The sequence below is a fragment of the Streptomyces sp. NPDC005899 genome, from assembly GCF_040629645.1.
GTDB lineage: Bacteria > Actinomycetota > Actinomycetes > Streptomycetales > Streptomycetaceae > Streptomyces.
This window is the reverse complement of record NZ_JBEXWB010000192.1, coordinates 1-11,945: the sequence shown is the minus strand read 5'-3', so window position 1 is coordinate 11,945 and position 11,945 is coordinate 1. Positions and strand designations below refer to the sequence as shown.

Annotated in this window: 9 protein-coding genes and 1 pseudogene; 8 read left to right on the top strand and 2 right to left on the bottom strand. The window is 73.1% G+C overall.

What is annotated here, in order from left to right; translation table 11 throughout:
- Positions 1–196 precede the first annotated feature (196 nt).
- The gene (locus ABZ371_RS20715) at positions 197–1,963 is read right to left on the bottom strand and encodes a phospholipid carrier-dependent glycosyltransferase (RefSeq protein WP_358681650.1); all 1,767 of its coding nucleotides are present in this window, start codon (positions 1,961–1,963) and stop codon (positions 197–199) included.
- Between the two features lie 53 nt (positions 1,964–2,016).
- Between ABZ371_RS20715 and rsmI the strand changes: the two genes are divergently transcribed.
- The 5 genes from rsmI (at position 2,017) to ABZ371_RS20690 (ending at position 6,262) form a co-directional block, all read left to right on the top strand.
- Complete coding sequence (gene rsmI, locus ABZ371_RS20710) at positions 2,017–2,892, top strand: 16S rRNA (cytidine(1402)-2'-O)-methyltransferase (protein ID WP_358681647.1); 876 nt, start codon at positions 2,017–2,019, stop codon at positions 2,890–2,892.
- Positions 2,893–3,093: 201 nt separating this feature from the next.
- Positions 3,094–3,465, top strand: coding sequence for a hypothetical protein (locus tag ABZ371_RS20705; protein WP_358681644.1), 372 nt, complete (start codon positions 3,094–3,096; stop codon positions 3,463–3,465).
- Positions 3,466–3,496: 31 nt separating this feature from the next.
- Positions 3,497–4,363, top strand: a complete 867-nt coding sequence (locus tag ABZ371_RS20700) for a TatD family hydrolase (protein ID WP_358681641.1) — start codon at positions 3,497–3,499, stop codon at positions 4,361–4,363.
- A 130-nt stretch (positions 4,364–4,493) separates the two neighbouring features.
- Positions 4,494–5,366: a 16S rRNA (adenine(1518)-N(6)/adenine(1519)-N(6))-dimethyltransferase RsmA gene (rsmA, locus tag ABZ371_RS20695; protein WP_358681638.1), complete on the top strand. Its 873-nt coding sequence runs from the start codon at positions 4,494–4,496 to the stop codon at positions 5,364–5,366.
- Positions 5,363–6,262 carry a 4-(cytidine 5'-diphospho)-2-C-methyl-D-erythritol kinase gene (locus ABZ371_RS20690; RefSeq protein ID WP_358681635.1) on the top strand — a complete coding sequence of 300 codons (900 nt, stop codon included), beginning with the start codon at positions 5,363–5,365 and terminating at the stop codon, positions 6,260–6,262. The genes rsmA and ABZ371_RS20690 overlap by 4 nt, the downstream gene beginning before the upstream one ends.
- Before the next feature lie 230 nt (positions 6,263–6,492).
- Here ABZ371_RS20690 and ABZ371_RS20685 read toward each other — a convergent pair whose 3' ends face one another.
- Positions 6,493–7,149, bottom strand: a complete 657-nt coding sequence (locus tag ABZ371_RS20685) for a lipoprotein (RefSeq protein WP_358681633.1) — start codon at positions 7,147–7,149, stop codon at positions 6,493–6,495.
- 147 nt (positions 7,150–7,296) lie between these two features.
- Between ABZ371_RS20685 and ABZ371_RS20680 the strand changes: the two genes are divergently transcribed.
- The 3 genes and pseudogenes from ABZ371_RS20680 to ABZ371_RS20670 all read left to right on the top strand — a co-directional run.
- Positions 7,297–9,117, top strand: coding sequence for an ABC-F family ATP-binding cassette domain-containing protein (locus ABZ371_RS20680; RefSeq protein WP_358681630.1), 1,821 nt, complete (start codon positions 7,297–7,299; stop codon positions 9,115–9,117).
- A gap of 728 nt (positions 9,118–9,845) precedes the next feature.
- On the top strand, positions 9,846–11,699 hold the full coding sequence (locus ABZ371_RS20675; RefSeq protein WP_358681627.1) for a PQQ-binding-like beta-propeller repeat protein: 1,854 nt from the start codon (positions 9,846–9,848) through the stop codon (positions 11,697–11,699).
- 61 nt (positions 11,700–11,760) lie between these two features.
- Positions 11,761–11,945, top strand: a pseudogene (locus ABZ371_RS20670) (hypothetical protein); the annotation flags it as partial.

Here is an 11,945-nt window from a genome sequence, read left to right as displayed (position 1 = left end):
CGCTACATTTTCGGGTGACCGGCCGCTCTAGTGCCCGACCTCGCTCCCCCGTCTTTTACGTGTCCTTGGCGAAGCCGGCGGGCCGGCCTCGTCGGCTGCCGCGGCGCCGACGACCGGCGCGCGCCGGCCCTTCGGTGACCGCGGACGACCACGAGGGCCCGGCGCCGAGCCGGACCCTCATGGGGTGTCAGCCCAGCTACACCCAGCTGTCCAGCCACATCCGGTCGCGCCAGGCGTCCTCCGGGATCGACGTGCCCGTGTAGATCGGCCAGAAGTAGACGAAGTTCCAGACGATCAGCAGCACCAGCACACCCGCGGCGATCGCACCCAGCGTGCGTCTGCGTTCCCCCGTGGGGTCGGCGGTGGCCGGGCCGACCTCGTGCCGGGTGCCCGTGCCGGCCGCCGGGCCCAGCAGGGCGCCGATCATCATGGTGACCGCCAGGCACAGGAAGGGCACGAACACGACCGCGTAGAAGAGGAAGATCGTCCGCTCCTGGTAGAAGAACCAGGGCACCCAGCCCGCCGCGACACCGCAGGCGATCGCGCCGGCCCGCCAGTCACGGCGGAAGAACCAGCGCCACAGCACGTACAGCAGCGCCGCGCATCCCGCCCACCACAGCAACGGTGTACCGATGGCCAGGACCTCGCGGGCGCACTTGCCGGTCTCCGAGGCGGTGCAGCCCGCCTTCTCCTCGTAGAAGTAGGAGACCGGGCGGCCCAGGACGATCCAGCTCCACGGGTTCGACTGGTAGGTGTGCCCGGAGGTCAGGCCCACGTGGAACTCGTACACCTGGTTCTCGTAGTGCCACAGGCTGCGCAGCCAGTCGGGCAGCCAGGTCCAGCTGCCGCCCTTGCCCGCGGTGGCCGCCCAGTCGCGGTAGTACCCCTTGTCCGTGACGATCCAGCCGGTCCACGAGGCCAGGTACGTGCCGATCGCCACCGGCACCGTGGAGACGAAGGCGGGCAGCAGGTCCCGCAGCACGACGGCGCGGTACGGCTGCGCCGCACCCGCCGTGCGCCGTGCGCCGGCGTCCCACAGCACCGCCATCACCCCGAAGGCGGCCAGGATGTAGAGCCCGTTCCACTTCGTGGCGAAGGCCAGGCCGAGCATCAGCCCGGCGGCGATCCGCCAGGGACGCGGGCCCAGCCGGAGCCCCTCCGCGACGTGGGCGTCCGGGCGCAGCACGCCGTCCTCGTCGACCGGCAGGGCGGCGGCCAGTGTGCGGCGGGCCCGGTCCCGGTCCACGAGCAGGCAGCCGAAGGCCGCGAGGACGAAGAACATGAGCACCAGGTCGAGCAGCGCCGTACGGCTCATGACGAAGTGCAGGCCGTCGACGGCCAGCAGGGTGCCCGCCAGGCAGCCGAGGAACGTGGAGCGGAAGAGGCGCCGGCCGATGCGGCACAGCATCAGCACGGACACGGTGCCCAGCAGCGCCACCATGAAGCGCCAGCCGAACGGCGTGAACCCGAACAGCTGCTCGCCCAGGCCGATGACCCACTTCCCGACCGGTGGGTGGACGACGTAGCCCGGGTCCACCGGGACGTCCACGGCGCCGGGGTCCCGGAGGATCAGCTTGTCGACGTCCTTGGGCCACGACCCCTCGTACCCCTGGTTGATCAGCGCCCAGGCGTCCTTGGCGTAGTACGTCTCGTCGAATATCACCGCCTCGGGACTGCCGAGGTTCCAGAACCGCAGCACTCCGGCGACCAGCGCCACCAGCAGCGGCCCGCCCCAGGCGGCCCGGCGGACCAGGCGGTCCGCGAGGTCCGGCGGCACGGCGAGCACGTCCCAGAACTGGCGTCCGGGGCGGGTGTAGGGCGGGTCCAGGCGTTCGCGCAGCCCCGTCTCCGGCCGTGGGGAATGGCCGAAGCGGCGCAGCCGCTGCTGCCAGGAAGGCGGCCGGGCCCGGTCGGGATCCCCGGCGTCGTCGCCCTGCCGGGCCTCGGGCGCTGTACTCGTCACCGCGCCATCGTAGGGAACGCATCTGTGCGAGGGGCGCCGCCCGGGCTGGGAGGATGGCCGATGTGACTGGAACGACTGGAACGCTCGTACTCGCAGGAACCCCCATCGGCGATGTGGCGGACGCCCCGCCGCGCCTCGCCGCCGAACTGGAGACGGCCGACGTGGTGGCCGCCGAGGACACCAGGCGGCTGCGCCGGCTCACCCAGGCCCTGGGCATTCACACGACGGGGCGTGTCGTCTCCTACTTCGAGGGCAACGAGTCGGCACGGACGCCGGAACTGGTGGAGGCGCTGACGGGCGGCGCGCGCGTCCTGCTCGTCACCGACGCGGGGATGCCGTCCGTCTCCGACCCCGGCTACCGTCTCGTCGCCGCCGCCGTGGAGAAGGACATCAAGGTCACCGCCGTACCGGGCCCGTCGGCCGTGCTGACCGCGCTCGCGCTGTCGGCCCTGCCCGTGGACCGCTTCTGCTTCGAGGGCTTCCTGCCGCGCAAGGCGGGCGAGCGCCTCGGGAAGCTGCGGGAGGTGGCGGACGAGCGGCGCACGATGGTCTTCTTCGAGGCGCCCCACCGCCTGGACGACACTCTGGCCGCGATGGCCGAGGTGTTCGGCGCGGACCGCAGGGCGGCGGTGTGCCGGGAGCTGACCAAGACGTACGAGGAGGTGAAGCGCGGCCCGCTGGCCGATCTCGCCGCCTGGGCCGCCGAGGGTGTGCGCGGTGAGATCACCGTCGTGGTCGAGGGCGCGACCGCCTCCGGCGACGAGGGACTCGACGCCGCCGAGCTGGTACGCAGGGTGCTGGTGCGCGAGGAGGCGGGGGAGCGGCGCAAGGAGGCCATCGCGGCCGTCGCCGCCGACGCGGGCCTTCCCAAGCGCGAGGTCTTCGATGCGGTGGTCGCGGCAAAGAACGCGGCTCGGACCGGCCCTTAGGAGGGCAAAGGACCGGCCTGAAACGTAAAGCGGGAGCCGTGTGGCGCGCCCCTGGGCCACGGATCGGCCAAGAGCGTTCCAACACTCGGCAGGCCCGGTGCGCCGGCAGCGGGAAAGGCGTCCACTTGAGGGTGGGAGGCATGTTCCGGAGCGCCCGTCGGCGCCGTCCGGAGTGCTTGTCCCGCGGACGGAGGAGCAGCCATGGGTGAGACCGCAGCGACCACGGTGCACGAGGCGTACGCCTTCGCATGCATGAGGTGCGGGCACGGATGGGAACAGGCCTACGAGATAGAGCACCACGTCGACGGCTCCGGCCGGGCTTTCGTGGTGTACACGGCGGACGGGGAACGCGTGCCCTCGCCACTGTCCGCCCCGACCTGCCGGAACTGCGGCGCACACGTCGTGCGGATCATGCGGTCCGGACGTGTCTCGACCGTGCAGCGGCTGCTCCACCAGCAGGACGGCGTGCGGCGGCAGGCACCCGTCGACCCGGTGGCGGCCGCACCCGCCGCGGCGCCGGCCCCGCGCCACTGGCACCTGTCCGATCTGCTGCACCCCTTCCACCGGCGGTGATGCCGGCGCCCGGCCCTCGTAGAGTCGGGGCATGAGCCGAACCGACGCCCCGCCGCTGCCCGAACCCCTCCGTGTCCCGGTCGCCGATTCGCACACCCACCTCGACATGCAGGACGCAAGCGTCGAGGAGGGCCTCGCCCGGGCCGCGGCGGTCAACGTGACCACCGTCGTCCAGGTGGGCTGCGACGTGAAGGGTTCGCACTGGGCCGCCGAGACGGCGGCCGCGCACCCGTCCGTGCACGCGTCCGTCGCCCTGCACCCCAACGAGGCGCCGCGCCTCGTGCACGGGGACCCGGAGGGCCGGCCGGGCCACGGGGCGAGGGAGCCGGGCGGGACCGCGGCGCTGCACGAGGCGCTCGCCGAGATCGACGCCCTGGCCGCGCTCGGTCACGTACGGGGTGTCGGTGAGACGGGCCTCGACCACTTCCGTACGGGTCCCGAGGGCATGGCCGCCCAGGAGGAGTCCTTCCGGGCCCACATCGAGATCGCCAAGCGGCACGGCAAGGCCCTGGTCATCCACGACCGGGACGCCCACGCCGACGTCCTGCGCGTGCTCGCCGACGCGGGTGCCCCCGAACGGACCGTCTTCCACTGCTACTCCGGGGACGCCGAAATGGCGCGGGTCTGCGCGGCGGCCGGGTACTTCATGTCCTTCGCGGGCAACGTCACCTTCAAGAACGCCCAGCCGCTGCGCGACGCGCTGGCCGTCGTCCCCACCGAACTCCTCCTCGTGGAGACGGACGCCCCCTTCCTCACGCCCACGCCGTTCCGCGGACGGCCCAACGCCCCCTACCTCATTCCGGTGACGCTCCGCGCGATGGCCGCGGTGCGGGGCACCGACGAGGACACACTGGCCGCCGCGATCTACGACAACACCGCGCGGGCGTTCGGCTTCTGACCCGGGACGTCCGTCACTCCCCGTGCCGGTCCGGGGCCGGGGGCCGCCGGCCCGGGACCCGGAGGCACGGTGCCCGGGGCCGGTGGCGGGCCGCGGGCCCCGGGCTCCGCGGCGGCCGTAGGCTTGACGGGTGAGCACCACAGAGCCCGACGCCCTCCTGGGCCCCGCAGACATCCGCGAGCTGGCCGCAGCGCTGGGCGTACGCCCCACGAAGCAGCGCGGCCAGAACTTCGTCATCGACGCCAACACGGTCCGCAGGATCGTCCGGACCGCCGAGGTGCGGCCCGACGACGTGGTGGTCGAGATCGGGCCCGGGCTCGGCTCGCTGACCCTGGCCCTGCTGGAGTCGGCCGACCGCGTCGTCGCCGTGGAGATCGACGACGTCCTCGCGGGCGCCCTGCCGGCCACGGTCGCCGCCCGGCTGCCGGAGCGTGCCGACCGCTTCGCCCTGGTCCACTCGGACGCGATGCTGGTGACCGAGCTGCCCGGCCCGGCGCCGACCGCGCTGGTCGCCAACCTTCCGTACAACGTCGCCGTGCCGGTCCTGCTGACCATGCTGGAGCGCTTCCCGTCCATCGAGCGGACGCTGGTGATGGTGCAGGCGGAGGTGGCCGACCGGCTGGCCGCCAGGCCCGGGAACAAGGTCTACGGCGTGCCGTCGGTCAAGGCCAACTGGTACGCCGAGGTGAAGCGCGCCGGCTCCATCGGCCGCACGGTGTTCTGGCCGGCGCCGAACGTCGACTCGGGGCTGGTGTCCCTGGTGCGGCGTACGGAGCCGATCCGCACCACCGCGAGCAGGGCCCAGGTCTTCGCCGTCGTGGACGCCGCCTTCGCCCAGCGCCGCAAGACGCTGCGCGCGGCCCTCGCCGGCTGGGCGGGCTCGGCTCCCGCCGCCGAGGCGGCCCTGGTCGCGGCGGGGATCCCGCCGCAGGCCCGCGGTGAGTCGCTGACCGTCGAGGAGTTCGCCGCCATCGCCGAGAACAAGCCGGAGCCCTCCGCATGACCCGCAGTGTCACCGTCCGCGTCCCCGCCAAGGTCAACGTGCAGCTCGCCGTTGGTGCCGCGCGCCCGGACGGCTTCCACGACCTGGCCAACGTCTTCCTCGCCGTCGGCATGTACGACGAGGTCACCGCCACGCCCGCCGACGCCCTGCGCGTGACCTGCTCCGGACCGGACGCCGGGCTCGTCCCGCTGGACGCGACGAACCTCGCGGCCCGCGCCGCGATCGCCCTCGCCGAACGGCACGGCATCGCACCCGACGTGCACCTCCACATCGCCAAGGACATCCCCGTCGCCGGCGGGATGGCGGGCGGCAGCGCCGACGGCGCGGCCGCCCTGCTGGCCTGCGACGCCCTCTGGGGCACGGGCGCCGGCCGGGAGGAACTCCTCGCCCTGTGCGCGGAACTGGGCAGCGACGTGCCGTTCAGCCTGACCGGCGGGGCGGCACTGGGCGTCGGCCGCGGCGAGCGGCTGACCCCGGCCGAGGTGGGCGGCACCTTCCACTGGGTCTTCGCCGTCGCCGACGGCGGGCTCTCCACGCCGGCCGTGTACGGCGAGTTCGACCGTCTCACCGCCGGGACGCAGGTGCCCGAGCCCACCGCGTCGGCCGCGTTGCTCGCCGCGCTGCGCACCGGGGACACCGCCGCGCTCGCGGACGCCCTGAGCAACGACCTCCAGGCCGCCGCGCTGTCGCTGCGTCCCTCGCTGGCCGACACCCTCGCGGCGGGCACCGCCGCGGGAGCCCTGGCCGCACTGGTCTCGGGCTCCGGGCCGACCACCGCGTTCCTGACCGACGGCGAGGAGTCGGCGCGGAAGGTGGCCGACGCGCTGCTGACCTCGGGCACCTGCCGTGATGCCCGGGTGGCGACGTCCCCCGCGGCGGGCGCCACCGTCCTCTGACGCCCGCTGCTTGGGCGGGAGTTGAGTACGAGCCCGCTGCCACCGCCGCGGGGCCCGGCACGATGGTGGGCGCACGGGATCACACGTACGAGAACCGGCCGGGACGACCGCGGCCGACCCGGGACCGGCCGCTGGTCGAGCGTGCCGGGCGGTGACCGCGGTCGCCGCCCTCGCGGCGGCCGTCGGCCCCGGTGCGGGAGCGGGGGACGCGGCCCTGGGCGGACGCGGCGTCACCCCAGCCGCAGGGTCGTCCGCGCCAGCTCGTACGCGGGGAGCATCGCCTCGTGCTCCCCGGAGTCCAGGCCGCCGAGGTGCACCACCACGGGACCGTCGGGCGTCGTGACCGCGAAGGCGTGCTCGGTCTTCGGCTCGTCCAGCAGTTCGCCGTCCACGGTGTAACCGACCTCGGTGGCGGTCAGCGTGCCGGCCGGGACCTCGGTGTACGTGGCCTCGGTCGCGCCCGGGTCGGCCGCCACGAAAGCCTCCAGCACCTCGCGTGAGCCGTCGGACGACGGTTTCCCCCGCCACACCCGGAGGTAGCCGATGTTCCCCGCCGGCTTGGCGTCGATCTCGCAGACCATCGTGACGGGGCCCTGCTCGGCCAGCGCGGCCAGGTCGGAGCCGGGCTCCACCCTGACGGCCTCGGGCTTCCAGTCCGCCGCCAGAGCGAAGGTGACCGGCAGCTCGCAGGCCGACCCCGCGCCACCCAGGGTGCCGCCTCTCCTCACGGGGGTGGCCCCGGCGGACTTCGCGGGCGCGCTGTCCCCGTTCTTACCCGTGTCCGTGCCCGTCGCACCGCTCGACGGCGAGGAACAGCCGGCCGACGTCACCGCCACCAGCACCGACAGGACCGCCGCACCTGCGGCACGCACCGCGCCAACCACCATGATTTCCCCACCCCGGAGATGTTCCGAACCGCTGCGACCTGGGGTTACGCCCCATGATCGATCGCCGCACGCTATCGCACCCCGCGTGGCGACTACCCTGGGACGTCGAGCGGTCCCCGACGCAGGGATCCCCGAGGCAGGAGTGAAATGGCCGTCAATCTGGTCAATGTCGAGCAGGTCAGCAAGGTGTACGGAACCCGTGCCCTGCTCGACGGTGTATCCCTCGGGGTGTCCGAGGGCGACCGGATCGGTGTCGTCGGCCGCAACGGCGACGGCAAGACGACGCTCATCCGGATGCTCGCCAAGCTGGAGGAGGCCGACACCGGCCGGGTCACCCACAACGGCGGGCTGCGTCTCGGTGTCCTCACCCAGCACGACTCGCTGGACCCCGAGGCCACCATCCGGCACGAGGTCATCGGTGACCTCGCCGACCACGAGTGGGCGGGCAGCTCCAAGATCCGCGACGTGCTGACCGGGCTCTTCGGCGGGCTCGCCCTGCCCGGCTTCGAGCACGGCCTGGACACCGTGATCGCCCCGCTCTCCGGCGGCGAACGGCGCCGGATCGCACTGGCGAAGCTCCTCATCGCCGAGCAGGACCTGATCGTGCTCGACGAGCCCACCAACCACCTCGACGTCGAGGGCATCTCCTGGCTGGCCGGGCACCTGCGGACCCGGCGCTCCGCGCTCGTGTGCGTGACCCACGACCGGTGGTTCCTCGACCAGGTGTGCACCCGCATGTGGGACGTCCAGCGCGGCACGGTCCACGAGTACGAGGGCGGCTACAGCGACTACGTCTTCGCGCGGGCCGAGCGGGAGCGGATCGCCGCGACCGAGGAGTCCAAGCGCCAGAACCTCGTGCGCAAGGAGCTGGCCTGGCTGCGGCGCGGCGCCCCCGCCCGTACGTCCAAGCCGCGTTACCGCATCGAGGCCGCCAACGAGCTGATCGCGGACGTGCCGCCGCCGCGCGACACCAGCGAGCTGATGAAGTTCGCGAACGCCCGGCTCGGCAAGACCGTCTTCGACCTGGAGGACGTCACCGTCCAGGCCGGGCCCAAGACGCTGCTGACCCACCTGACGTGGCAGCTCGGCCCCGGTGACCGCGTCGGCCTGGTCGGGGTGAACGGGGCGGGCAAGACCTCGCTGCTGCGTGCCCTCGCCGAGGCGTCCCGCACGCAGGGCGACGTACAGCCCGCCGCCGGCAAGATCGTCGTCGGCAGGACGGTCAAGCTGGCCTACCTCTCCCAGGAGGTCGCCGAGCTCAAGCCGAACCTGCGCGTGCTCGAAGCCGTCCAGCAGGTGCGTGACCGTGTCGACCTCGGCAAGGGGCGGGAGATGACCGCCGGCCAGCTCTGCGAGCAGTTCGGCTTCACCAAGGAGAAGCAGTGGACGCCGGTCGGCGACCTGTCCGGTGGCGAGCGGCGGCGGCTGCAGATCCTGCGGCTGCTGATGGACGAGCCCAACGTCCTCTTCCTCGACGAGCCGACGAACGACCTGGACATCGAGACCCTGACCCAGTTGGAGGACCTCCTCGACGGCTGGCCCGGGTCGATGATCGTGATCTCCCACGACCGGTTCTTCATCGAGCGGACCACGGACCGGGTGATGGCTCTCCTGGGCGACCGGTCGCTGCGGATGCTGCCGCGCGGCATCGACGAGTACCTGGAGCGCAGGCAGCAGATGGAGGCGGCGGCGACGCCCGCCTCCGCTGCCGCGTCCGCCGCTCCGAAGGCCGCACCGGCCGAGGCCGCGGTCTCCTCCCAGGTGGCGCGCGCCGCGAAGAAGGAGCTGCGGAAGGTCGAGCGGCAGCTCGACAAGGTCTCGACGAGGGAGACGGCGCTCCACACGCAGATCGCCGACCACGCCACGGACTTCGAGAAGGTCGCCGAGCTCGACGCCGAGCTGCGCGAACTGGTGGCCCAGCGGGACGAGTTGGAGATGCGCTGGCTGGAGCTGGCCGAGGAGGCGTGAGGCCCACCACGTGACGGCCGGTGCCTGAGGGGCGGATGGTGGAAAGGCGCTGCCCGGTCCGGCACCTGCCCGGAGCGCACGAAGCGGGACGCGTCGACGCCCCGGCCGCCCGGTGGGCATGGGCAGCCACCGCAGGGAGGCTTCGGCGCTCCCTGCGATCCGGCCACGGGGACGCCCCTGCCGCCCCCGCCGGGCTCCGGCCCGCCCTCGCCCGCACCGGGCCACTGCGGTCCGCGGCCGGGTCCCTGCGCGCGGCACCCCGGCTGGTACGGCCGGCAGCAACCCGGCCACACGCACCCGCCGGTGACACCACAACAGCCGGCGGGCGGCGGACGGCCCGCTGCCCGGGCCCGCACGCCCGGCGGGGAAGGGCCGACGGTGGCGGACCGGCGAGGTGCCCGGCGAAGTCCGTTCGCACCGGAGTGAGTTGGTGCGCATCCGGTGCGTCACGGCCCCGGGAGCCGCGTAACGAGGGCATCACGGGCCGGTTCTCCCTTGGGAACAGGGGGTGGACCGATCCGGTGTTCGATGTACCACGGGTGGTACAAAGAAGCCCCGCTCGACTGTCGTCACACCGCGGAAGCCATGCCCGATTCGCTCCTTTCCGGAGGGAATTCAGAGATGTCACGTGTCCGTCCGAGATGCCACGTGCCCGCTCCTCTGGATGCCCGGCGGAATCGCGGGGGAGACCGGAACGGGCACCGGACCGCACGAAGGGGGACGTGCTGATGACCCAGCCGCCCAGCCAGCAACCGCCGCAGGGGGGCTTCGGGGCTCCGCAGGAACCGCAGGGAACTCCCCAGCCTCCCCAGGGACAGCCTCCCCAGGGACAGCCTCCCCAGGGACCGCCTCCCCCGGCGGCCCCGCCGCAGATGCCGCCCGTACCGCCCAGCCAGCCCGGGTACGGCTATCCGCAGCCGCCGGCCGGACAGCCCGGGTACGGCTACCCCCAGGCATCCGGCCCGTACGCGCAGCAGCCCGGCCCCTACGGTGCGCAGCCCGGCCCGTACGGGCAGCAGCCCGGTCCCTACGGCCAGCAGCAGCCCGGCCCGTACGGCGGCCCGGCGCAGCCCGGCCACGGCTACCCGCAGCAGCAGTTCCCGGGCGCGCCCGTCCCCGGCGGTTCGGGCGGCGGCCCCTTCAAGGGCAAGCCGGCCGTCGTCATCGGCGCCGCGCTCGCGGCCCTGCTCGTCATCGGCGGCGGTGTCTTCTTCGCGGTCAGCGGTGGCGACGGTGACGACAAGAAGCCGGTCGCCGCGTCCAGCTCCGGGGACACGAAGCCCAGCACCTCGCCCACGGTCGACGAGGGGGACGGCACCGGCGGCGGCCGGGAGGCGGACGACGACCTGAACGCCGGGCGCAAGGCCGGTGAGGCCAAGGTCCTCTGGCTCACGAAGAACGGCGTGGACCTGCCTCGCAACGGCGCGGACGTGTACGGTCCGTGGATCGTCGGCGACACACTCGTCAAGGGCATGTACCGCTCGGTGGTCGGCTACTCCGTGGCCGACGGCAAGGAGAAGTGGACGCTGCCGCTGCCCGCCGACATGTGCGCGGCCCCCGGGACGCCCACCGCCGACGGCAAGATCGTCATCGGTGTGGAGAGCGGCACCACGGACAAGGCCGACTGCTCCGAGCTCCAGTTGATCGACCTCAACACCGGCAAGGCCGGCTGGAAGAAGTCGGTCAAGAAGAACGGCGCCTGGGACCTGATGTCCGACATCGGCCTGGCGATCAGCGGCGACACCGTGACCGTCGGCCGGACCGGCAACTCCAGCGCCTACCGGGTCAGCGACGGCAAGGAGCTGTTCGGCAAGCCGTCCGGCAACTGCCAGCCCTTCGCGTTCGCCGGCGGGGCCAAGCTGATCGCCGCGTCCAGCTGCCGTACCAGCGACCTGGACAACCCGCAGCACCAGGTCCAGGAGATCGACCCCCTCACCGGGAAGGCCAAGTGGACGTACACGCCCAAGCGCGGCTGGGAGGTCGACAAGGTCTACTCGGTCAGCCCGCTCGTCGTCTCGCTGACCCAGTCCGAGGAGAAGAAGTGGTCCATCCTCGCCCTGAGGGAGAACGGCACGCTCCGCTCCCAGCTGGTCGGTGGCAAGGAGGACAAGTTCTCCGTCGACTGCGGCCACGACTTCGCGGTCTTCGGCGAGAAGCTCGAGGGCTGCACCGGCGTCGCCGCCGACGCCAACACCTTCTACATGATGACCGAGGACGACACGAGCGGCACCGGCCGCACCAACAAGGTCATTGCCTTCGACCTGAACACCGGCAAGCCCAAGTGGAAGGCCCCGGCCCCCGCCGAGCGCACCATGAAGCCGCTGGGCACGGAGGGCGGCGGTGTCCTGGTCTACCTCGAGCCCTCGTACGACAAGGGCGGGGCGATCGCGACCATCGCACCCACCGGCGGCTCCCCCAAGGTGCTTCTCCAGCACCCGGACTCGACGACGCGGATCGAGAACTTCTTCAGCTCCACGACCCTCTACGCGGGCGGCCGCTCCTTCGTCGTCAGCACGCGCGTCAGCGCGAGCAACGACGAGGAGGAGAAGGAGCAGACGACGATGATGGCCTTCGGCAAGTGACGCCCACGCACCCCCGCACACGCACCCCCTCCTCCCCGGACACCCCAGAGGTACGCACCCCATGACCCAGCCGCCGAACGACCCGCCCCAGGGCGGATTCGGAGCACCCCAGGACCCGCCTCCCGGCGGTTTCGGTGCCCCCACCCCGCCGCCCGCCGACCCGCTGGCGAAGCAGCCCCCCGCCACGCCCCCCTCGGCGCCACCCGCCGCACCCCCCTCGGCGCCCCCCCGCGCCTACGGCGGTCC